Source organism: Pelomonas cellulosilytica, assembly GCF_021353265.1.
GTDB lineage: Bacteria > Pseudomonadota > Gammaproteobacteria > Burkholderiales > Burkholderiaceae_C > Pelomonas > Pelomonas cellulosilytica.
This window is the reverse complement of record NZ_JAJTWU010000002.1, coordinates 667,830-687,808: the sequence shown is the minus strand read 5'-3', so window position 1 is coordinate 687,808 and position 19,979 is coordinate 667,830. Positions and strand designations below refer to the sequence as shown.

Below are 19,979 nucleotides of genomic sequence, written 5' to 3'. Positions count from 1 at the left end.
GTGGCCCCGACGCAAAGTTTTGTGTCAGCCGACCGTCGCGCGCGGCGCTGCGTGCAACCACTCGGACAGGCTTCGCAGCGTCGCAGCCACGTCCAGCGGCTTGCACCAGAAGGCGTCAAAGCCGGCGTCCCGCGCCAGGTCCGCCGCGACGCACTCGCTTTCGGCCGTCACGAGCACCGCGGGCACGGTGGCCGGCAGTCCGGCCTGGCGCAGCAAGGTAGGCAGCTGATCGCCCGCCACGTCGGGCAGGCGCAGGTCGCAAAGCAGCAGGTCGACCGGCTCGGCCGCGACGATGCGCTGCGCCTCGGCCCCCGTACGCGCCACGCGCAAACGCGTGCCGGGCAGCAACTCGACGATGCCTTCCATCAACAGCGCGTTGACGGCGTCGTCCTCGACGTAAAGCACCACACGCGGCGTCATCGGCTGGCGTCGCCTTGGAAGCGGTGCTGAACTGCGGGAACGACGGATTCGGCGAGCATCTAGCGCGTGAGAAGTGACGGCAGACATTATCAATTTCATTGATAACGGCGGGCACTCCCCTGCCCAAGGGGCGCGCAATGCGTGGATTTCTACGCTAAAACCGGTAGCCCACTCCGGCTTAGCCGGCGCGGCGGACGCCCAGGCTTTCCAGCCCGCGCGTCAACGCCGGCCAGCCGGCCGGCCAACCGGGGACACCGCCGGCGGCGGCGGACTCCAGCGCACGCGCCTGGGCGGCCAGGTCGGAATGGCCGATGAGCTCCAGCACGGCCTTCAGCCCATGGGCCACCCGGCGCAGCGCCGCGGCGTCGGCACGCGCCACGGCGGCATCGCCCTGCATGATGTCGTCGGCAAAGCGCTGGATGCAGCCCGCGCGGAAGCTCTCGTACATCTGGCGATCACCGCCGAAATGCAGGTGCACCGGGTCGGCCTCGTCGGCGGCGGCTGTCACCGGACAAGGGGCCGGGGCCTCGCGCAACAGCTCGGCGACCGTGCCCAGCAGTTCGCCCAGTGGAACGGGCTTGCGCAGCACGCGTGCGACGCCGCGGTCGGCCAGCGCGACCCGGCGGTCGTCGTGCACTCCGGCACTGAAGACGATCCACGGCGGCGCCCCGGCCGCCAGCGCCACGCCCTCGGCCAGCAACGACTCGGCGGAGCCGTCGGGCAACATCAGGTCGCTGATGACAAGCTGCCATGCGCCTTCGGCCAGCGCGGTGCGCGCCTCAGCCAGGCTGCCCGCCACGCGCAACTCCACTGCCGGCGCGTCCGGTTCCTCGGCGGGCAGTTCCTCCAATGCCAGCTCGACGAAGCGGGCGATGGATGCATCGTCCTCGATGAGCAGCACCCGCGCAGCCATGGCGTGCGTCAGGCGGCGTGCGCGGCGGTGCGGGGTGCCAGGCCCGCCAGCAACGGCGGCAGCTCGGTGACCAGTGCTGTCTTGTGCACGACCGGCACGCCCTCCAGCGCAAAGCGGTAGGGCTCACGCTGGGCCTCATCCAGCGCCGTGACGACGATAAGGCGGCTGCGCGCGAACTGCGGATGCGAACGCAGGCTGGTGATGAGGGCGGCGCCGTCGATGCCTGGCAGCAGGATGTCGATGAGCAGCAGGTCCGGCTCCAGCCGGCCGGCCAGCGCCAGCCCAGCGATGCCGTCGGCAGCCACGTGCAGCTCGGCATCGGGCAGCTCACGCTTCACGATGAGGCTGATGAGGTTCTGGAAATGGACCGAGTCCTCGATGAGCAGCAGCGTTTTGGCGCGCCCGCGCTCTGCGGCTGACTGCGATGCGGCTGCAGAGCCGCCGCCCCGCGCGTCGAGCCAGGCCTCCAGCGAGCTTCGCAGGATGCGCCGGTGACCGCCGGGCGTCTTCCAGGCCTGGAGTTCACCTCGGTCCACCATGAGCTGGACGGAGCGCACTGCCATACCCAGCCGCTGTGCGGCCTCAGTCGTGGAGCAGGTGTCGGGGACAGACGGGATGTGATTCACACGCGACATTTTGCCGAATTCGCAGGCTCCTGCCTATTTGATAAAAACGATTTCACTGCACAATTCAACCGCATTCCTGGAGTATCTTCATGCCGTCCACTGCCTCGCACGACAAGCCACCGACCGGCCCCCGCGCCGAACGGCAGCTGAGCCTGCCGGCTGCCGAGGAACAGCGCGAGGAAGATTCGCGCGCACACGGCGTGCGCCTGGGCCACCTCTCTGAGGCGCTGGCCCGCCACCTGGGCGTCGATGCCGACGCGGCGCAACTGCTGCGCCTGGCCGCGCCGCTACACGACGTCGGTGAATCGGACCCGACAGCCTCCTTCGAACCCGCCTGGCCGCTGACGGCGGCCGAGGAGCGCCGCCGCCGCCAGGCGCAACCCGAGCGCGGCGCCGCTTTGCTGAGCGGCTCGCGCCTGCCGCTGTTCTCGCTCGCCGCCGAGATTGCCCTGCATCTACGCGAGCGCTGGGACGGCAACGGCTACCCGCAAGGGCTGCGCGGCAAGGACATCCCGCTGTCGGCCCGCATCGTCGCAGTGGTGGATTACTTCGACGCCCTGACCCGGCGCCACCGTTACCGCCCGGCCCGGGCCGACGACCGTGCGCTGGCGATGCTGGCAGAACAGGCCGGCAGCGCCTTCGACCCGGAGATCGTCTGCACCTTCCTGACGCATGCGGCCGAGATGATCGCGCTGCGCGACCGCATCGACCTGGCGCGGCCGGGCGTGCAGCCGCCGCGCCCGGCTGGCTGAGCGCTGCGCGCGGGGTGATATCGGGAGGGCGCTATCGTGCGGGCTGGACATCCCCTGCCCCCGAGAACCTGCCCATGCCCCACCGCAGCCGCTGGCGCCCGAGCCTCATCACGGCCGCCGCCGGCGTGCTGCTGGCCCTCGTGTTGCTGGGTGCCACCGTCTACAGCCTGTGGCGCGAGCATCGCGAGTTGACGGCCGACGCCACCGACCGGGTCGTGTTGCTCGCCCGGGTGCTGGAAGACCATGCCAGCCGCAGCTTCGATGCCGCCCAGATCGCGCTGGCGGGGCTGGCCGACGCGGCCGAGCGAGGCGCGCCGCCCGACGTGCTGCAGGCGCTGCTGGACCAGACGCAGGCCAGCCTGCCCTTCCTGCGCGGCGTGGCACTGGTGAACGACGCCGGCCTGGTGCTCGCCGCCGCGGACCCCGCTGACCGCGGCGCTCGCATCGATCCCACGTCACTGGGTGCCTGGCCCGTACCGGGGCGCGACAGCATCGGCGGCTTCGTGCCCGCGCGCAGCCTTGCCGGCCTGGGTCCGGACCGTGCGGCCGTGCCGGCGGGCGTGGGCTTCATCCCCGTGCTGCGGGGCGTGCATCTGCCAGGCGCCGCGGCGGACCGTCCGGCGTTGCTCGTCGCGTTGATCAACCCGGACGCGCTGGCCAACTTCCAGCAGATGGCCCTGAACGATGCCCAGGCAGCGGCCGCGCTCGTCGCCTTGGACGGCCGGCTGCTGGCTGCCACCAGCGGCGCGGAGGCCCTGCCGGGTCAGCGGCTCGAACGGCTGCTCTCGCCCACAGCCCCGGTGGGCCGAGTGCGAGGTGGCAGCGAATACGGCGGCTGGAGCGGCCCCGGCCTGCGCGAGGATGAGCAGATCGGCGCCTACCGCGCGCTGCGCGCTCGGCCGTTGGCGATGCTGGTGGAGCTGCCGCAGGAGGAAGTGCAGCATCAATGGTTCCTCAGCGTGCGCGACCTGGGGCTGCCGGCCTTCGTCATCGCGATGGCGCTGGTGGCGCTATCGATGGTGGGCGCCGCCGCGCTGCGCGCGCGGGAGCGCGCGGCCCTCGCCCTCGACCAGGCGCAACGCCAGATCGTCGAACGCGAGCACGAGCTGAGCGCCATCTTCGGCAGCGTGCAGGACCTGCTGTTCCGCACCGACGCCCGGGGCCATGTGACCTTCATCAATGAGGGCTATGCGCAGCAATGGGGCCACGACGTGCAGCGCGTGCTGGGCCGGCCCTTGCAGGACTTGTTCGGCGGGGCGCCGAGCGTCGCCGCGCTGTTCGAGCCCTCGCACGGTGCCGTCCCCCAGCCCCGACAGGCGCATGCCGACTGGATGAGCCCCGAGGGCCGTGCCTTCAGCTTCGAGATCCATGTCGTGCCGCTGCGCCGGGGTCCCGACCAGTTGGAATGGGTGGGCAGTGCGGCCGACGTGAGCAGCCTGATGCAGGCGCAGGCCGAGCTGAGCGCGCAGCTGGGGCTGGCGCGCTCGCTGCTGGCCAGCAGCCCGCTGCCGATGTCGGTGCTAGACCGCGAGAACCGCTATGTGGACGTGAACCGCGCGTGGGAGCAGTTCACCGGCCGCAGCCGCGGCGACGTGCTGGGCCGGCGCGCCGCCAGCTATCTGCGCGCAGAAGAGGCGGCCGCCCATGACGCGCGCGACGCTGCGCTGCTGGCCAACGGCGGAGAGCTGAGCTACGAGGCGGTGTGGCACGCCGCCGATGGGCGACGGCGCGACCTGTTCATCAGCAAGGCCACCTTCCCCGACGCCCAGGGCCGGCCGGCCGGCATCGTCGTCTGCTTCATGGACATCAGCGACTTCCGCGAGGCCGAGCGCGCCACGCGCGCGGCGCGCGACGCCGCGGTGGAGTCGTCACGGGCAAAGTCCGACTTCATCGCCAACGTCAGCCACGAGCTGCGCACGCCGCTGCAGTCCATCCTCGGCTTTTCGGAACTGGGCACGCTGCGCTCCCGCCACGACCCGCGGCTGGCCGAGATGTTCGCCGACGTGCACCGCGCCGGGCAGCGCATGCTCAGCCTCGTCAACGACCTGCTGGACCTCAGCAAGATCGAGCGTGGCGCCGAGCCGCTGACGCTGCAGCGGCTGGACCTGCGACCGCTGGCCATCGAGGTGACACACGAGCTGTCGCCGCTGTTGGCCGCGCGCCGCCTGGAGCTGGAGGCCAACCTCGGCGACGGGCTGCTGCTGGTGATGGCCGACCCGCCACGGCTGCAGCAACTGGTGCGCAACCTGTTGGCCAACGCCATCCGCTTCTCGCCCGAAGGCGGGCGCATCGAACTGGTGGCCGGCCTGGACGAACGGGGCGACGTGCGCATCGAGGTGGCCGACCGCGGCCCGGGCATACCACCGGACGAACTGGAGAGCATCTTCGAGGCCTTTGTGCAGTCCAGTGCCACGAGGAGCGCGGCCGGCGGCACGGGCCTGGGCCTGGCCATCTGCCGCCGGCTGGCCCGCGCCCATGGCGGACGCATCTGGGCCGCCAACCGCGTGGGAGGCGGCGCGGTCATCACGCTGGTGCTGCCGGCAGCGCAGCTGGACGAGCTGGCCGCCTGAAGCCGCCGGCGCCGCTCAGCGCCGCGCGGCCTGGTTGGCCGCCACCGCGGCGCGGAACAGCGCCTTCAGCGCGGGTTTGTCGAGCTTGCCGCCTTCGTGGAAGTCGATGGCCCGCCGCACCTTGCCTTCCAGGCTGGCATTGAACAGTCCCTTGGGGTCGGGCAGCGCAGCGCCGCGCGGGAAGGTCATCTTGACAGCGCTCTTGTAGGCCTCGCCGGTGCAGACGATCCCGTCGAGCGACCAGACGGGGTTGCTCCACTTCCACTCCTCGACGATGTTGGGCACGGCATCGTGCAGCAGCGCACGTAGCGCAGCCAGCGTATCGCCGCGCCAGCCGCCGAGGGTGGCGATGCGCTCGTCGATGAGGGCGGAGGCGGGTGTGGTGCTCATGGCGCGGCAGCAAGGTGGAGACAGCCACGAGCCTAACGCCGGCGCCGGACGGCGGCTTCTTGAAACCTGATCGGCTCGCCGGCAGCCCCTTCAGTCGTGCAACGAGGACAGGAACTGTTTGAGCTCCGCCGTCTTCGGCGCACCAAACAGCTCGGCCGGCGGGCCGATCTCGTGCACCCGGCCCTGGTGCATGAAGATGACACGGTCTGCGACCTTGCGGGCGAAGTTCATTTCGTGCGTGACCATCATCAGAGTCATGCCCTCCTCGGCCAGCGCCTCGACGACGCGCAGCACCTCGCCCACGAGCTCCGGGTCCAACGCCGACGTGATCTCGTCGCACAGAAGCACGGCCGGCTCCATCGCGAGGGCCCGGGCGATGGCCACGCGCTGCTGCTGACCGCCCGAGAGCTGGTCGGGCATCGCGTTGAACTTCTCGGCCAGGCCCACGCGCCGCAACAGCTTGGTAGCCTGCTCGGCCGCCTCGTTGGGGCTGCGTTTCTTGACGAGGGTGGGTGCCAGCATGACGTTGCGGCCCACGCTCAGGTGCGGGAAGAGGTTGAAGCCCTGGAAGATCATGCCCACCTGCTGGCGCAGATCGCGCATGGCCATGGCGCTCTCGTACAGCAGCGGCTTGCCGTTGACGGTCAGCGAGCCCTCCTGGAACTGCTCCAGCCCATTCACGCAGCGCAGCAGCGTGCTCTTGCCGGAGCCGCTCTTGCCGATGATGGCGACCACCTCGCCGCGCATGACATCGAGGTCGATGCCCTTGAGCACCTCGTTCGTGCCGTAGGACTTGCGCAGCGCGGTGATGCGGACGATGGGGACGGCCAGGGCTTCAGCGGACATGGATGCGGCGCTCCAAACGTTGGGCGAACAGGCTGACGGGGAAGCACAGCGCGAAATACAGCAGCGCCACGCAACCGAAGACGAGGAAAGGCTTGAAGCTGGCGTTGGCGATCATGCCGCCGGCCTTGGTCAGCTCGACGAATCCGATGACCGACGCCAGCGCCGTGCCCTTGATGACCTGCACGAGGAAGCCCACTGTCGGCGCAATGGCCAGGCGCGACGCCTGCGGCAGGATGACGTGACGCAGTTGCTCGCCAAATGACAGCGCCAGACTCCGGGCCGCCTCCCACTGGCCGCGCGGCACGGCCTCGACGCAGCCGCGCCAGATCTCGACGAGATAGGCGCTGGTGTAGAGCGTCAGCGCCAGCGCCGCGGCAGTCCAGGCCGACACCTCGATCCCCAGCAGCGCGAGGCCGAAGTAGGCGAGGAAGAGCTGCATCAGCAGCGGCGTGCCCTGGAACAGCTGCACATACCAGCCGATCAGCCGCCGCGCGCCGCTGCCCAGGCCCAGCCGCAGCGTCAGCAACAGGCCGCCCACGAGGCCGCCACCGATGAAGGCGATCAGCGACAGCGCGACCGTCCAGCGCAGCGCCAGCAGCAGGTTGCGCACTATGTCCCACAGCGTGAACTCGATCATGCGGACCTCCTGCCGAACACGAAGCGCGGGCCGGCCCACATCAGCAGCTTGCGGGCGAGGATGGCCAGCAGCAAGTAGGTGGCCGTCGCGATGAAGACCGCCTCGAACGCACGGAAGTTGCGACTGTGGATGAGGTTGACCGCGTAGCTCAGTTCCTCGGTGGAGATCTGGCCGCAGACGGCCGAGCCGAGCATGACGATGATGATCTGGCTCGTCATCGCCGGCCACACGCGCTGCAGCGCCGGCGGCAGCACGACGCGGGTGAACGTCTGCATGCGGCTCAGCGCGAGACTCTGCGCCGCCTCCCACTGGCCACGCGGCGTTGCCTGGATGCCGGCGCGCAGGATCTCGGTGCCGTAGGCACCGAGGTTCAGCGTCATCGCGATGACCGAGGCCAGCTCCGGCGACAGCTTGATGCCGAGCGCCGGCAGGCCGAAGAACACGAAGAAAAGCTGCACGATGAACGGCGTGTTGCGCAGCAGCTCCACGTAGAGGCCCAGCATGCGCCGCAGCCACACCGGCCCGCAGGCACGGGACCAGGCGCCCAGCACCGCGATGGCCAGCCCGAGCGGCGTCGAGACCAACGTGAGTCCCAGCGTCCACGCCAGGCCCTTGAGCAGCAGCGGCCATTCGGCCAGCACTGCCATGAAGTCGAAGCTGATCATGGCCTCGCTCCGCGCTCAACTCACAACGGCAGTTCGCCGGAGCCGCGGCCCAGCCATTTCTTCGACAGCGCTTCCAGCTCGCCCGCCGCCTTGGCCGCCGCGATGATCTCGTTGACCTTGGCCAGCAGCGCGTCCTCGCCCTTGGCCACGCCGACATAGCAGGGGCTGTCCTTCAGCAGCAGCTTGTATTCGGTGTTGAGGCCGGGGTTGCGGTACATCAGGTTGCCAGCGACGGCCGCGCTGGTGGCCAGCAGCTGCGTCTGGCCTGCGGCGAAGGCGGCAATGGTGGCGTTGTTGTCCTCGAAGCGCTTGAACTCCAGCGTCGACGGGGCCACCTTGCTCAGCTCCTGGTCTTCCATCGCGCCGCGCGTGACGGCCACGCTCTTGCCGGCCAGGTCTGCCCAGCTCTTGATGGGCAGGCTCTTGGCGGCGAACACCGCCTGGTAGAACGGCGCGTAGGCCGCGCTGAAGTTGATGACCTTCTCGCGCTCAGGGTTCTTGCCCAGCGTGGAGATGACGAGGTCGGCCTTCTTCGTCTGCAGGTAGGGAATGCGGTTGGCGCTGGTCACCGGCACCAGCTCGACCTTGGCGCCCAGCTTGGCGGCGATCAGCTCGGCCATCGCCACGTCCAGGCCCTGCGGCTTCATGTCCGGGCCGACGAAGCCGTAGGGTGGGTAGTCGGTCGGGATCGCGATCTTGACCGTCTTGCTCTTCAGGATGCCGTCCAGCGCGGTCTGGGCCTGAGCGCCCAGAGTGAACAGGCCTGCGGCGCAGGCCAGCAGCAGGCGGCGGGATAAGGTCGTCATAGCAGGGCTCCTAGATAGGGACTGTCGGTGGGGCTGTCAGGGGGGACGATGGGTTCGGTGGCCAGCGGTGGCAGCGGCGCAAGCGCCTCTCGCAGCCGCTGCAGCGGGTCGTCGTCGGCCGGCAGGCGCAGCGCGGCCTGCACGCTGGCGAGGTGCTGGGCCATCAAGGTCTCGGCGCGGTCGCGGTCGCCGACGGCCAGCGCGGCGACGATGGCGACATGGTCCTGGCAGGACCGCGCCGCGTCGTGGGACGACTGGTAGCGCATCGCGATCAACGTCGTCCTCGCAGTGAAGTCGCGCAACGTATCGGCCAGCAGGCCGTTGCCCAGGCACTCGGCGAGGCAGACATGGAAGTCACCCAGCAGAAAGCTGCGCGTGCCGACGTCGTCACTCTGCAGCGCGGCATGCTCCTGCTGCAGGTGCTGGTTCAGGCGCTCGATGGCGGCGGGCGGCAGCTGGCCCTCGCCGCGGATCAGCCCCAGCTCGATGACGCGGCGGGCCTCGAAGGCCTCGCGAACCTCGTCGGGCGACGGCGCGATGAGGTACCAGCCGCGCCGTGCGCTGACGGTGACGATGCCGCGCGCAGCCAGCCGCGTGAGCGCTTCGCGGACGATGGTGCGGCTGCAGTCGAACAGCATCGCCAGCTGCTGCTCGCCCAGCCGCGCGCCGGGCGCGAGCTTCTGCGCGAGCACCGCTTCAACGATGCGCTGGCTGATGTCGGTGGCCGAGATGCCCATGGCAAGCTCTTCGCAGCTTCCGTGCCAGCGTTTATCTGGCTTGTATGCAAGCGCTGTGCACCAATTCGTACCGGCGCGCGAGCCATCTGCACTGCCACGGTGCCGAGCAGCCCCAACGCCAGTCGGGTCGCTGCGGATCGGCTACACCCGATGTCCCGCCCCCACTCAGGAACCGCACCATGGACCTTCAATTGAAGAACCGCCTGGCCCTCGTCTCCGGCAGCACCGCCGGCATCGGCCACGCGATCGCACAATCTCTCGCCGCCGAGGGTGCCCGCGTCATCGTCAACGGGCGCACGCAACCTGCCGTCGAGGCAGCCGTGGCCGCCATCGAGGCCGCCACGGGCAACCGGCCGCTCGGCTTTGCGGGCGACCTCAGCCAGGCCGAAGCGGCCGAGGCCCTGGTGCGGACGCACCCGGGCATCGAAATCCTCGTCAACAACCTCGGCATCTTCGAGGCCAAGCCGTTCGAGGACATCCCCGACGCCGACTGGCAGCGCTTCTTCGATGTCAATGTGCTCAGCGGCGTTCGGCTGGCGCGGCTGGTATTGCCCGCCATGAAGGCCGCCAACTGGGGCCGCGTCATCTTCATCTCCAGCGAGAGCGCCGTGCAGATCCCCGCCGAGATGGTGCACTACGGCATGACGAAGACGGCCCAGCTGGCCGTGTCCCGTGGCCTGGCCGAGTCACTGGCCGGGACCGGCATCACGGTCAACAGCGTGCTTCCCGGCCCGACGCGCTCGCGTGGCGTGAACGACTTCGTCGAGCAGGTTTCGAAGGGCAAGTCGTTCGCCGAGTTCGAGACCGAGTTCTTCGAGAAAGTCAGGCCCACGTCACTCATCAAGCGCTTCTCGACGCCCGAGGAGGTGGCTGCGCTGGTGACCTATGTCGCCAGCCCGCTGGCCTCGGCGACGACGGGAGCCGCGCTGCGCGTGGACGGCGGCACGACCAAGAGTGCGTTCTAGCGCCGGTGGCATCGGCCGTGCTTGCAGACGACAACCCTACAGTGGCTGGGTGAAATTTCATGCAACTAATAATGTTGCATGAAACAGAACAGCCAGCTGTCCGACGTGCTGCACGTGCTGCTGCACATGGCCGAGGGTGACGGCCCGGCCACCTCCGAGACCCTCGCCGCGGCGATGCAGACGAACCCCGTCGTGCTGCGACGCCTGATGACGGGGTTGCGCGAGGCCGGCCTCGTCGCGTCATCCAAAGGGCATGGCGGCGGCTGGGTGCTGTGCTGCCCACTGGACCACATCACGTTGCGCGACGTGCATGAAGCGCTCGGAGCGCCCGCCTTCGTGTCATTGGGGTTCCGGGAGGACCGCCCCCAATGCCTCGTCGCCCAGGCCGTCAACGACGCGCTGGGCGTCGCCGTGCGCGACGCCGAGGCGCTGCTGCTGCGTCGGCTGGGCGCCGTGACGTTGGCTGCGCTGTCGCAGGACTTCCATCGTCGCCTGGGCAGCCACCGCGACACCGAACGGCGCCACCTTCTCGAGGAGCACCGTCATGCAGATTGATTTCGCCGTCATCGGTGGCAGCTTTGCCGGCCTGTCCGCCGCGCTGCAACTGGCGCGGGCACGTCGCCAGGTACTGGTCGTCGATGCCGGCCAGCGCCGCAACCGCTTTGTCGATGCGGCGGGCCTGACGTCGCAGGGCTTCCTATCGCAGGACGGCGTCGCGCCGGCAGACATCGTGGCGCAAGCGCGGGCCCAGTTGCTGCGCTACCCCAGCGTGCAATGGCTGGACGGCACGGCCGATGACGCCCGCGTCAGTGCGGACGGCCGGCTCACGTTCCGCGTCGGCGATACCGCCATTGGCGCCGGCCGTCTCATCCTGGCCACCGGCGTGCGAGACATCCTGCCGCCGCTGTCCGGCCTCGCCGAGCGTTGGGGCCGCAGCGTCTTCCATTGCCCGTACTGCCATGGCTACGAGCTGGATGCCGGCGACATCGGCATCATCGCCGCCACGCCGCAGGCGCAGCACCATGCCCTCATGCTGCCCGACTGGGGGCGAACAACCCTGTTCCTCAACGGCGTCTACACGCCGAGCGACGAGGAGCGCGCCCATCTCGCGCGGCGCGGCACGCGGGTCGAGCACGTACCGGTCGTCCGCATCGACGGCGAGGCCGACGTGGTGCTTGCCGACGGCCGTGTGCTGCACATGGCCGGCCTGTTCACGCAACCCCGCACGGCCATGTCCAGCCCGGTCGCAAGCCAGCTCGGTTGTGCGATGACCGAAGGACCGATGGGGCCGTTCATCCAGGTCACGCCGATGCAGGAGACCAGCGTGCCGAACGTCTTCGCGTGTGGCGATGCGGCGCGCGCGACTGGCAACGTCGCTTTGGCCGTGGGCGATGGCGTGATGGCCGGCTTCGGTGCGCACCGCTCGACGATGCTCTGAGGCTGGCAAGGCTCGCAGTGCGCCGGCCCGCCACGGCGTCGCCACGACCGCAGTTGCTGGCGCCGTGAGCCACAAGCCGGCGCCTGGCCGCGCAAGAGCGCATCCGTCCGGCGCAAGGCCCCGGCGATGAAGGGGTTCAGCGCTGGCGACGGCGTGCGGCGGCAGCCACGAGGCCGACGCCGCTCAGCATCAGCGCCAGCGACGCCGGCTCGGGAACGGCCTGCACGCTGACCGACATCTGGTAAGGCGCGGCGGCGAGGTTCGAGCTGACGCCCAGCAACGCGTTGGCATTCGCGCCGCCGGCCACGCCGATGCCGCTCAGGTCCGACGACCAGGCCCATTCCACCGCATTGGGCTTCAAGGCCTCGATCTGCACCCAGTAGGTCGTGTGGGCCGCCAGCTGCACGGCCGCCGCCGGCTTGAAGCTGTAGGCGCTGAAACCGGCGGTCGACACGGCCGCGCTGGACAACGAGCCCACGGTCGCCAGCCAGCTGCCCGGGCTGCCGGCGTTGTCGGCCAGCAGGCTCACACGCAGGTCACCGACGACATCGGCACTGCCACTCTTCAGCAAGGCCGTCACCTGCGACAGCACGAGCTGGCCGCCGTCACCGGTCTGGAAGGAATCGGCCAGCGGGCCATAACCCAGAAGCGGGTCGGCGCCTTCGACCGAACCGAGGTTGTCGAACACGGTCGTCGCGGCGGCGGCCGGCAGGGCGATAGCGATCAGGGCGGCGAGCAGCAGAGGTTGGAAGCGGCGCATGGAGAGTCCTGGAAACATCATTGGGGTCGTGCCCGGCAGGCGCCGGGCGTTCGGCAGGCGTTACAGCAGCGGATCGCTGGTACCGGCGGCACCGGTCTCGACGTGTCCGGCGACTGCCGCGACGAAGCCCGCGTCGCCGGCCGCGCTGACGAGCAGGTCGTACCAGCGCGCGCTGGTCTGCAGCGTCCAGTCGGAGCGGAAGCTGGCGCCCGGCTGCAGCAGTTGGTGCGTGGCGGCGTTGGTGTAGCGGTCGGTCACAGTGACGTCGGTCGCCGTGGCGCCTGCGTTGGTGACGGTCAGCGACAGGCCGCCCGTCGCGCGGTCGTAGCGAGTGCGCACGACCAGCCGCGCCGCACCTGCCGCGAGGCTGCCGGCATAGCGGCGGAAGAAGCCGTTGGGCCCGTGCACGGACACGTCATAGACAGCGCCAGCCGGCGTCTGCCAGGTGTCGGCTAGCGTCTTGCCGGCTTCCACCGTGTAGCCCCAGGGGCCCGTGCTGCCGCCGGCCGTGCAGCCGTTGGCCGTGCGCACATGCAGCCAGGCGCCGGCCGTGCCGGTGTTGGCGAAGTCGAGGTTGAAGCTCGCGCCGTCGGCAGCCGGCGTCCAGTCGGCCTGCAGCTCGTAGGGCAGCGGGCGGGCCAGCCGTACGCCGGGCTCCTGCACCGGCATGACCTGGTTGGACGGCACGGGCGGCGTGTAGGTGCCGTACTTCCTGCCGCTGACGATGTCGGCCAGCGGCGGCGCGTACGCAGCCGTGCTGGGCAGGCGCGCGGCGGCGGCATTGGCCAGCGTGAAGTCCAGCGTGGAGGTCAGGTCGCCGCACACGGCGCGGCGCCACGGCGAGATGTTGGGCTCCATGACGCCGAAGCGCTTCTCGATGAAGCGGATGATGGACGTGTGGTCGAAGGTCTCGGAGCAGACCCAGCCCCCCTTGCTCCACGGCGAGATGACGAGCATCGGCACGCGAGCGCCCAGGCCGTACGGGCCGGCCGCGTAGCTGCCGGCACCGGGGTAGAGCTCATTGACGGTGCTGACCGTGGACTTGCCCTGCGCGGGCGAGCCCGGCGGCGTGGGCGGCACGATGTGGTCGAAGAAGCCGTCGTTCTCGTCGAAACAGATGATGAAGACGGTGCGCGCCCAGACGGCCGGGTTGGCGGTCAGCGCGTTCAACACGTTCTGCACATACCAGGTGCCGTAGCTCGTGGGCCAGTTGGAGTGCTCGCTGTAGGCCTCGGGCGCGGCAATCCACGACACCTGCGGCAGCGTGCCGTTCATCACGTCGGCGCGCAGCTGGTCGAACAACGTGCCGTTGTCGAACGCGCCGCCGTTGAGCAGGTTGGTGCCGGTGCGGGCCCGCTCGTACAGCGGGCTGCCGGGCTGGGCGTTGCGGTACTGGTTGAAGTACAGCAGCGAGTTGTCACCGTAGTTGCCGATGTAGGGATTGGCGCCGTCCCAGCCCCAGTTGCCGTTGCTGTCCAAGCCGTGGCCTACGTCCTGGTAGACCTTCCACGTGATGCCAGCCTGCTGCAGGCGCTCCGGGTAGGTGGTCCAGTTGTAGCCCTGCTCGGCGTTGTTGACGACCGGGCCGTAGGGCGGCGTGCCGTTGCCGGCGCTGCCACCGCTGGCGTTGAGCGCCAGCTTGCCCTGCGTGCTGCCGGTGTTGCTCACGTCGATACCGCCGGGCAGCGTGCCGTTCTGGCCGCACCAGCCGCTCCACAGGTAGTAGCGGTTGGGATCGGTCGACGCCATGATGGAGCAGTGGTAGGCGTCGCAGATCGTGAAGGCGTCGGCCAGCGCGTAATAGAACGGGATGTCGCTGCGCTGCATGTAGGCCATCGTGACCTTGCCCTTGGCGGGCACCCAGCGGTCGTTGTGGCCGTTGTTCCAGGCCTTGTGCGCGTCGGCCCACGCATGCGGCAGGCCGGTCAGGAACTGCTGACCGAGATTGGCGGCTGTCGGGTGGAAGGGCAGCAGCGTCGGCGGGCTCTGCGTCACGCCGGCCGAGCTCAGGTTGGGCTGCTCGAAGATGCTCTTGCCCGTGCCGTACTGCTTGACGGCACGCGGGTCGCTGAATCCGCGCACGCCACGCAGCGTGCCGAAGTAATGATCGAAGGACCGGTTCTCCTGCATCAGTACGACGATGTGCTGCACGTCGTTGATCGTGCCGGTGCTGCCCTGCGGCGAGATGGCCAGCGCCTGCTGGATGCTGTCGGGGAGGGCTGCCACCGCGCCCGCGCCAGCCAGGCCGCGCAGCATGGCGCGGCGGTCGATCTTCGTCATGTCCTGTGTCCTTGGTTGCGTCGTCAGCCCGGGGCGCTGCCGGTTCGGCAAATTTTGGTCAGCGTTTGTGGCGCGCGCATGGCAGCCGTGTGACGGCCCCGGGGCTGCGGCGCCGCCGCGTTACGCTTGCCACATGCCCGTGCTTCTCATCATCGACATGCAGGTCGGCATGACCTGGCCCCAGGCCGACGTGCGCAACAACCTCGACGCCGAGGCCCGCATCGCGCGCCTGCTGGACGCCTGGCGGCGCGCCGGCGAGCCGGTCGTGCACGTGCGCCACCTGTCGCGCACGCCCGGTTCGCCGTTCTGGCCGGGTCAGCCCGGCGCCGAGTTCCAACCCGCGCTGGCACCGCGCGACGACGAGCACGTCGTCGACAAGCATGTGACCGACGCCTTCACGCACAGCGGTCTGGAACGCTGGCTGCACGCCCGCGGCCTGCGCGAGCTGGTCGTCTGCGGCGTCAGCACCAACAACTCGGTGGAAGCCACCGCGCGCAGCGCCGGCAACCTCGGCTTTTGCACCCGCGTCGTGTCGGACGCCTGCTTCACGTTCGACCAGACCGACCTGCGCGGCGTCCGCCACGCGGCCGAGGAAGTTCACCAGATGGCGCTGGCCAATCTGCAGGGCGAGTACGCGTCGATCGTCGACACCGGCGCGGCTCTCGCGCTGCTGTCCTAGGGCTCGTTCCGCCATGCGACTGCTGCTCGTGGAAGACGACTCGATGATCGGCGAGAGCCTGCGCGAGGCGCTGCGCCGCCAGGGCTTCGCAGCCGACTGGGTGCGCGACGGCCAGGCCGCCGACACCGTGCTGGCCAGCGGCGAGCGCTTCGACGCCGTGCTGCTGGACCTGGGCCTGCCCAAGAAGAACGGCGTGGACGTGCTGCGGTCGCTGCGCGCGCGCGGCGACGCCACGCCCGTCATCGTGCTGACGGCGCGCGACGCGCTCAGCGACAAGGTCGCCGGGCTGGACGCCGGGGCTGACGACTACCTCGTCAAGCCCTTCGAGCTGGACGAGCTGCTGGCGCGGCTGCGCGCCGTCACGCGTCGCATGGGCGGCCGCACCGACACCGCCCTCGCCGTGGCGGACCTGCGGCTGGATCCGGCCACGCGAGAGGTCACGCGCGCGGGGCGGCCGATCCTGCTGTCGGCGCGCGAGTTCGCGCTGCTGGAGGCGCTGCTGGAGCGGCCCGGCGCCATCGTGTCGCGCGCGCAGCTGGAAGACCGCCTTTACGGCTGGGGCGAAGAGCTGGAGAGCAACGCGATCAGCGTCTACATGCACCAGCTGCGCAAGAAGCTGGGCGCCGACCTGCTGCACACGGTGCGCGGCTTGGGCTACTACGCCGGTCCTGAAAAGGGCGGCATGTGAAGCTGCTGACAACGCTGCGCGGTCGACTCTTCGCGCTGCTCGCCCTGCTCGGTGCGGTCACGGCGCTTGCCGTGGGCGGCGCCACGTATGTGAGCGTGCGCGCCGAGGCGGACCAGCTGTTCGACTACCAGCTACGCCAGACCGCGCTGTCGCTGCGCGACCAGGGCCGCGTGGCCAGTGACGAAGCCGCCGTGCTCGCCGACCCGAGCTTCGACTACGTCGTGCAGATCTGGTCGCTGCAAGGGCTGGAGCTGTACTCCAGCCGGCCGCAGGGCATGACCGAGCCGCTGCCGCCGCGCGCGGTGCTGGGCTTCTCCAACCTGCGGCTGGGCGGTCAGGACTGGCGAGTGTTCGGTGCGGCCACGCCGCTGCGCGTCGTGCAGGTGGCGCAGCCGCTAAGCGTGCGTCAGCGGCTGGCGGCGCTGGCGGCGCTGCGCAGCATCGTGCCGGTGGCCGTAGCGCTGCCGCTGGTGGCCGCGGCCGTGTGGTGGCTGCTGGGCGTGTCGCTGGCGCCGCTGGCCCGTGTCACGCGCGCCGCGCAGGCCGGCGGCGCCAACGCGATGGACCCGCTTCCCACCGCCGACCTGCCGGGCGAGGTGGCGCCGCTGGTGGATGCCTTCAACGGCTTGCTGGCGCGGCTGGCCGAGGCGTTCGAGGCGCAGCGGAGCTTTGTCGCCGACGCAGCGCATGAGCTGCGCTCACCGCTGACGGCGCTGAAGCTGCAGCTGGGCCTGCTGCGCGATTCGGCGCCGGGCCCGCAGCAGGAGGAAGGCATCGCCCGGTTGCGTGGCGGCATCGACCGCGCCGTGCACCTCGTCGAGCAGTTGCTGGCGCTGGCCCGTGCCGAGCCCGGCGCGGAAGCCACCAGGTTGCCGCTGGATCTGGCCGAGCTCGCCCGCCAGGCGCTCGCCGACGTGCAGCCGCTGGCCGAGCGCGCCGGCGTGGTGTTGACGCTCACGGCCCCCGACCCGCTGCCGGTCAGCGGCAACCCGCAGGCCCTGCGCAGCGCGCTGCGCAACCTCGTCGACAACGCCGTCAAGTACGGTGCCCGAACGGTCCAGGTGAGCGCATTGCGCGGCCGCGGCGGTGCGCCGCTGCTGCGCGTGGACGACGATGGCCCCGGCATTCCGCCAGCGCTGCGCGAACGCGTATTCGACCGCTTCCAGCGCGGAGAGGACATGACGGTGGAAGGCAGCGGCCTGGGCCTGGCCATCGTGCGCGCAGCGGCGCGCCAGCATGGCGCCAGCGTGTCGCTGGCGGACTCGCCGCTGGGCGGGCTGCGGGCCGAGCTGATGTGGGCTGACGCAGGCTGGTAGCGGCCCGCGGCTGTCTCAATGCAGTGTCGCGTCAGCGAGCCCCAGCCCCATGCCGGCCATCAGGGTGTCGATGTCGGCCAGGATGAGCATGCGCTCGTCGTCACCATGGCGGATGCTGCTGATGCCGAGGATGAAGCCCGCGTCGACGGCGGCGCTCATGGAAGGCGCGGGTTTGATGTCGGCCGCGTCCAGCGCGACGACGTCGGATACCGCGTCCACGACGATGCCGATGATGCGCGCTCCCAGGTTCAGCACGATGACGACCGTGAACTCGGTGTACTCAGCGTTGCACGAGAGCTTCAGGCGCAGGTCGACGATGGGGACGATGACGCCGCGCAGGTTGATGACACCACGGATGAACGCCGGTGCGTTGGCGATGCGCGTGGGTTCGACGTAACGGCGGATCTCCTGCACGCGCAGGATGTCGATGCCGTATTCCTCGCGGCCTAGCCGGAAGCTTAGAAATTCGCTGGGCAGCGCCATGTTGGCGCGCGTCAGGGGTATCAGGTCCTGGGCCACAGCGGGCTGGGTGAGGGATGAAGTCTGGGTGATGAGCGCAGTCATGTCGCTTCCTTGTATTGGGCGAAATAAGGGGTGAGCCGGGCGACGGTTCAGAAGGATTCCCAATGGTCCGCGCCGGCCAGTGCGAGCCCGCCGACGGGCGATACCAGCGGCGCGCTTGCACGCGCGGGCCGCGCGGCGCGGGCGGCTGAGCGCGGCGCGGCGGCGGGTGCCGGCTCCGGCGCAACGACGGCGACCGGCGCGGCAGGCGCGACAGCCCGCTGATCAGCCAGCTTGAACACGCGCACAGCCTCCGCCAGCGCGGCGGCCTGGTGCTTCAGGCTGTCGGCAGCGGCGGCGCTTTCTTCCACCAGGGCGGCGTTCTGCTGCGTAACCTGGTCGAGCTGGTTCACCGCATCACCCACCTGGCTGATGCCCTTGGACTGCTCGGCCGTCGCAATCGCGATCTCCGCGATCAGCTGGTTGACGCCCTGCACCTGCGTGACGATGTCGGTCATCGAGCTGCCGGCTTCATCCACCCGGCGCGTGCCCATCTCGACCTTCTCGACGCTGGCGCTGATCAGCGACTTGATCTCCTTGGCCGCGTCGGCAGAGCGGCCGGCGAGGCTGCGCACTTCACTGGCCACGACGGCGAAGCCGCGCCCCTGTTCGCCGGCGCGCGCCGCCTCCACCGCTGCGTTCAGCGCAAGGATGTTGGTCTGGAACGCGATGCCATCGATGACACCGATGATGTCGACGATCTTGCGCGACGCGGCGGAGATGTCCTGCATCGTGCTGACGACAGCACCGACGGCCTCGCCTCCCTTCACCGCGGCGGTCGACGCCTGCTGGGCCAGCTTGGTAGCCTGCTGTGTCGTGTCGGCGTTGTGCCGCACGGTGCCGGCCATCTCCTCCATCGACGCGGCCGTCTGCTGCAGGTTGCTGGCCTGCTCCTCCGTGCGCTGGCTCAGGTCCTGGTTGCCAGTGGCAATCTCGGCCGAGCCGGTGGCGATGTTCTCGCTGCTGTTGCGCACCTGGCCGACGATGCGGGCAAGGTTGTCGTTCATGTCGCCCAGCGCGCTGAGCAGTTCAGCCGTTTCGTCGCGCCCCTGCACCTTGACAGAAGACGTCAGGTCCCCGGCAGCCACTGCCTTGGCCACATCGACGGCCTGCCGCAGCGGCCGCGTGATGCTGCGCGAGATGACGATCGCCAGCACGACGCCTGTCAGCAGCACCACGACGATCGCCACGACGTTGCTCTGCATGACCGAGCGGTAGTTGACGGCCGCGGCTTCGCCGCTGGAGGCCGCCCCCTTGTTGTTGAGCTCGACGTCCTGCTCGATGACCTTCAACAGCTTCGTGAACGACGCAGCAGAAGCACCGGTTGCGAGCTTGCGGGCTTCGACGAAGGTGGCATCGCCGCCGTTGGAGAGTTCGATCAGACGCAGGTCATCCTTCAGGTGATCGGCCCACAACGTCTTCATCTGCTCCAGCAGCGCGGCTTCCTCGGCAGAGGACACCAGCTTCTCGTAAGCGGCCATGATCTCGGGCCAGTCTTTTTGCACCAGCTTGTCGTGGATGGCGGCCTGCGCCGCCTTGCCCTCTGGCGTGTCCGCCAGTAGGTGGTTGATCGTGGCCCGGCGCAGTCGATTGGCCCGTGCACGCAGGTCGCCGAGTGTCTTGATGCTCGGCACCCAGTTGTCAGAGAGATCGAGCACGTTGTTGTTGATGTTCGAGGTCTGGTACATGCCGAAGCCGGCAACTGCACTGAGCAACAGCAACAGGGTCCCGAAACCCAAGGCGAGTCGCGCGCCGATCCTGAGTTGGTTAAACATGATGTCGTCCTTAAAAGGATTCACAGAAGCGCTGGGCGAATCTGCAAACGTTTGATTTGATATTTTCGAATTCTTCGATAGAAGATGCGTCAAATCAAGAGCACAACATCGGGTTAACACCAGGGCGGCGGAGTAGTTCACAACGCCGACCTCCA

Annotated in this window: 21 protein-coding genes; 8 read left to right on the top strand and 13 right to left on the bottom strand. The window is 69.6% G+C overall.

The window, feature by feature from the left end:
- Positions 1-24: 24 nt before the first annotated feature.
- The 3 genes from LXT13_RS07045 to LXT13_RS07035 form a co-directional block, all read right to left on the bottom strand.
- A complete protein-coding gene (locus LXT13_RS07045; protein ID WP_233371113.1) occupies positions 25-420 on the bottom strand; it encodes a response regulator in 396 nt (131 codons plus the stop codon).
- A gap of 178 nt (positions 421-598) precedes the next feature.
- Positions 599-1,333 (bottom strand): Hpt domain-containing protein, encoded by a 735-nt coding sequence (locus LXT13_RS07040; protein WP_233371112.1) that lies wholly within the window; start codon positions 1,331-1,333, stop codon positions 599-601.
- Positions 1,334-1,341: 8 nt separating this feature from the next.
- Positions 1,342-1,968, bottom strand: a complete 627-nt coding sequence (locus tag LXT13_RS07035; protein ID WP_233371111.1) for a helix-turn-helix domain-containing protein — start codon at positions 1,966-1,968, stop codon at positions 1,342-1,344.
- An 80-nt stretch (positions 1,969-2,048) separates the two neighbouring features.
- Here LXT13_RS07035 and LXT13_RS07030 point away from each other — a divergent pair, with 80 nt between their 5' ends.
- Positions 2,049-2,711, top strand: a complete 663-nt coding sequence (locus tag LXT13_RS07030) for an HD-GYP domain-containing protein (RefSeq protein ID WP_233371110.1) — start codon at positions 2,049-2,051, stop codon at positions 2,709-2,711.
- A gap of 74 nt (positions 2,712-2,785) precedes the next feature.
- A complete protein-coding gene (locus tag LXT13_RS07025; RefSeq protein WP_233371109.1) occupies positions 2,786-5,281 on the top strand; it encodes a sensor histidine kinase in 2,496 nt (831 codons plus the stop codon).
- Positions 5,282-5,296: 15 nt separating this feature from the next.
- On the opposite strand, the gene LXT13_RS07020 is transcribed toward LXT13_RS07025, so the two are convergent.
- From LXT13_RS07020 to LXT13_RS06995, 6 genes are all read right to left on the bottom strand, one after another.
- Positions 5,297-5,671, bottom strand: coding sequence for a DUF1801 domain-containing protein (locus LXT13_RS07020; RefSeq protein WP_233371108.1), 375 nt, complete (start codon positions 5,669-5,671; stop codon positions 5,297-5,299).
- Positions 5,672-5,761: 90 nt separating this feature from the next.
- Positions 5,762-6,517: an amino acid ABC transporter ATP-binding protein gene (locus tag LXT13_RS07015; protein ID WP_233371107.1), complete on the bottom strand. Its 756-nt coding sequence runs from the start codon at positions 6,515-6,517 to the stop codon at positions 5,762-5,764.
- Positions 6,507-7,154, bottom strand: a complete 648-nt coding sequence (locus tag LXT13_RS07010; protein ID WP_233371106.1) for an amino acid ABC transporter permease — start codon at positions 7,152-7,154, stop codon at positions 6,507-6,509. The genes LXT13_RS07015 and LXT13_RS07010 overlap by 11 nt, the downstream gene beginning before the upstream one ends.
- Positions 7,151-7,819 carry an amino acid ABC transporter permease gene (locus LXT13_RS07005; protein ID WP_233371105.1) on the bottom strand — a complete coding sequence of 223 codons (669 nt, stop codon included), beginning with the start codon at positions 7,817-7,819 and terminating at the stop codon, positions 7,151-7,153. Before LXT13_RS07005 ends, LXT13_RS07010 begins: the two co-directional genes overlap by 4 nt.
- 20 nt (positions 7,820-7,839) lie before the next feature.
- Positions 7,840-8,625: a transporter substrate-binding domain-containing protein gene (locus LXT13_RS07000; RefSeq protein ID WP_233371104.1), complete on the bottom strand. Its 786-nt coding sequence runs from the start codon at positions 8,623-8,625 to the stop codon at positions 7,840-7,842.
- Positions 8,622-9,362 carry a GntR family transcriptional regulator gene (locus tag LXT13_RS06995; RefSeq protein ID WP_233371103.1) on the bottom strand — a complete coding sequence of 247 codons (741 nt, stop codon included), beginning with the start codon at positions 9,360-9,362 and terminating at the stop codon, positions 8,622-8,624. Before LXT13_RS06995 ends, LXT13_RS07000 begins: the two co-directional genes overlap by 4 nt.
- Positions 9,363-9,541: 179 nt before the next feature.
- Between LXT13_RS06995 and LXT13_RS06990 the strand changes: the two genes are divergently transcribed.
- From LXT13_RS06990 to LXT13_RS06980, 3 genes are all read left to right on the top strand, one after another.
- A complete protein-coding gene (locus LXT13_RS06990) occupies positions 9,542-10,327 on the top strand; it encodes an SDR family NAD(P)-dependent oxidoreductase (protein WP_233371102.1) in 786 nt (261 codons plus the stop codon).
- Between the two features lie 78 nt (positions 10,328-10,405).
- Positions 10,406-10,882, top strand: a complete 477-nt coding sequence (locus LXT13_RS06985) for an Rrf2 family transcriptional regulator (protein ID WP_233371100.1) — start codon at positions 10,406-10,408, stop codon at positions 10,880-10,882.
- Positions 10,872-11,765 (top strand): NAD(P)/FAD-dependent oxidoreductase, encoded by an 894-nt coding sequence (locus tag LXT13_RS06980; RefSeq protein ID WP_233371099.1) that lies wholly within the window; start codon positions 10,872-10,874, stop codon positions 11,763-11,765. Before LXT13_RS06985 ends, LXT13_RS06980 begins: the two co-directional genes overlap by 11 nt.
- A gap of 136 nt (positions 11,766-11,901) precedes the next feature.
- On the opposite strand, the gene LXT13_RS06975 is transcribed toward LXT13_RS06980, so the two are convergent.
- Both LXT13_RS06975 and LXT13_RS06970 read right to left on the bottom strand, forming a co-directional pair.
- A complete protein-coding gene (locus LXT13_RS06975; protein ID WP_233371097.1) occupies positions 11,902-12,525 on the bottom strand; it encodes a choice-of-anchor R domain-containing protein in 624 nt (207 codons plus the stop codon).
- A 60-nt stretch (positions 12,526-12,585) separates the two neighbouring features.
- On the bottom strand, positions 12,586-14,805 hold the full coding sequence (locus LXT13_RS06970; protein WP_233371095.1) for a phosphocholine-specific phospholipase C: 2,220 nt from the start codon (positions 14,803-14,805) through the stop codon (positions 12,586-12,588).
- 133 nt (positions 14,806-14,938) lie between these two features.
- Here LXT13_RS06970 and LXT13_RS06965 point away from each other — a divergent pair, with 133 nt between their 5' ends.
- The 3 genes from LXT13_RS06965 to LXT13_RS06955 are packed head-to-tail and all read left to right on the top strand — an operon-like array spanning position 14,939 to position 17,488.
- On the top strand, positions 14,939-15,484 hold the full coding sequence (locus LXT13_RS06965; protein ID WP_233371093.1) for a cysteine hydrolase family protein: 546 nt from the start codon (positions 14,939-14,941) through the stop codon (positions 15,482-15,484).
- Positions 15,485-15,497: 13 nt separating this feature from the next.
- Positions 15,498-16,172 carry a response regulator gene (locus tag LXT13_RS06960; protein ID WP_233371091.1) on the top strand — a complete coding sequence of 225 codons (675 nt, stop codon included), beginning with the start codon at positions 15,498-15,500 and terminating at the stop codon, positions 16,170-16,172.
- Positions 16,169-17,488 (top strand): sensor histidine kinase, encoded by a 1,320-nt coding sequence (locus LXT13_RS06955; protein ID WP_233371089.1) that lies wholly within the window; start codon positions 16,169-16,171, stop codon positions 17,486-17,488. Before LXT13_RS06960 ends, LXT13_RS06955 begins: the two co-directional genes overlap by 4 nt.
- A 15-nt stretch (positions 17,489-17,503) precedes the next feature.
- Here LXT13_RS06955 and LXT13_RS06950 read toward each other — a convergent pair whose 3' ends face one another.
- Positions 17,504-17,971, bottom strand: coding sequence for a chemotaxis protein CheW (locus LXT13_RS06950; RefSeq protein ID WP_233371219.1), 468 nt, complete (start codon positions 17,969-17,971; stop codon positions 17,504-17,506).
- 128 nt (positions 17,972-18,099) lie between these two features.
- Positions 18,100-19,824 carry a methyl-accepting chemotaxis protein gene (locus tag LXT13_RS28635; protein WP_304622802.1) on the bottom strand — a complete coding sequence of 575 codons (1,725 nt, stop codon included), beginning with the start codon at positions 19,822-19,824 and terminating at the stop codon, positions 18,100-18,102.
- Positions 19,825-19,979: the final 155 nt, after the last annotated feature.

What these genes read in the sequence shown, in the direction of transcription:
- LXT13_RS07045 (WP_233371113.1), bottom strand. Translation starts at nt 420, where the DNA reads ATGACGCCGCGTGTGGTGCTTTACGTCGAGGACGACGCCGTCAACGCG.
- LXT13_RS07040 (WP_233371112.1), bottom strand. Translation starts at nt 1,333, where the DNA reads ATGGCTGCGCGGGTGCTGCTCATCGAGGACGATGCATCCATCGCCCGC.
- LXT13_RS07035 (WP_233371111.1), bottom strand. Translation starts at nt 1,968, where the DNA reads ATGTCGCGTGTGAATCACATCCCGTCTGTCCCCGACACCTGCTCCACG.
- LXT13_RS07030 (WP_233371110.1), top strand. Translation starts at nt 2,049, where the DNA reads ATGCCGTCCACTGCCTCGCACGACAAGCCACCGACCGGCCCCCGCGCC.
- LXT13_RS07025 (WP_233371109.1), top strand. Translation starts at nt 2,786, where the DNA reads ATGCCCCACCGCAGCCGCTGGCGCCCGAGCCTCATCACGGCCGCCGCC.
- LXT13_RS07020 (WP_233371108.1), bottom strand. Translation starts at nt 5,671, where the DNA reads ATGAGCACCACACCCGCCTCCGCCCTCATCGACGAGCGCATCGCCACC.
- LXT13_RS07015 (WP_233371107.1), bottom strand. Translation starts at nt 6,517, where the DNA reads ATGTCCGCTGAAGCCCTGGCCGTCCCCATCGTCCGCATCACCGCGCTG.
- LXT13_RS07010 (WP_233371106.1), bottom strand. Translation starts at nt 7,154, where the DNA reads ATGATCGAGTTCACGCTGTGGGACATAGTGCGCAACCTGCTGCTGGCG.
- LXT13_RS07005 (WP_233371105.1), bottom strand. Translation starts at nt 7,819, where the DNA reads ATGATCAGCTTCGACTTCATGGCAGTGCTGGCCGAATGGCCGCTGCTG.
- LXT13_RS07000 (WP_233371104.1), bottom strand. Translation starts at nt 8,625, where the DNA reads ATGACGACCTTATCCCGCCGCCTGCTGCTGGCCTGCGCCGCAGGCCTG.
- LXT13_RS06995 (WP_233371103.1), bottom strand. Translation starts at nt 9,362, where the DNA reads ATGGGCATCTCGGCCACCGACATCAGCCAGCGCATCGTTGAAGCGGTG.
- LXT13_RS06990 (WP_233371102.1), top strand. Translation starts at nt 9,542, where the DNA reads ATGGACCTTCAATTGAAGAACCGCCTGGCCCTCGTCTCCGGCAGCACC.
- LXT13_RS06985 (WP_233371100.1), top strand. Translation starts at nt 10,406, where the DNA reads ATGAAACAGAACAGCCAGCTGTCCGACGTGCTGCACGTGCTGCTGCAC.
- LXT13_RS06980 (WP_233371099.1), top strand. Translation starts at nt 10,872, where the DNA reads ATGCAGATTGATTTCGCCGTCATCGGTGGCAGCTTTGCCGGCCTGTCC.
- LXT13_RS06975 (WP_233371097.1), bottom strand. Translation starts at nt 12,525, where the DNA reads ATGCGCCGCTTCCAACCTCTGCTGCTCGCCGCCCTGATCGCTATCGCC.
- LXT13_RS06970 (WP_233371095.1), bottom strand. Translation starts at nt 14,805, where the DNA reads ATGACGAAGATCGACCGCCGCGCCATGCTGCGCGGCCTGGCTGGCGCG.
- LXT13_RS06965 (WP_233371093.1), top strand. Translation starts at nt 14,939, where the DNA reads ATGCCCGTGCTTCTCATCATCGACATGCAGGTCGGCATGACCTGGCCC.
- LXT13_RS06960 (WP_233371091.1), top strand. Translation starts at nt 15,498, where the DNA reads ATGCGACTGCTGCTCGTGGAAGACGACTCGATGATCGGCGAGAGCCTG.
- LXT13_RS06950 (WP_233371219.1), bottom strand. Translation starts at nt 17,971, where the DNA reads ATGGCGCTGCCCAGCGAATTTCTAAGCTTCCGGCTAGGCCGCGAGGAA.
- LXT13_RS28635 (WP_304622802.1), bottom strand. Translation starts at nt 19,824, where the DNA reads ATGTTTAACCAACTCAGGATCGGCGCGCGACTCGCCTTGGGTTTCGGG.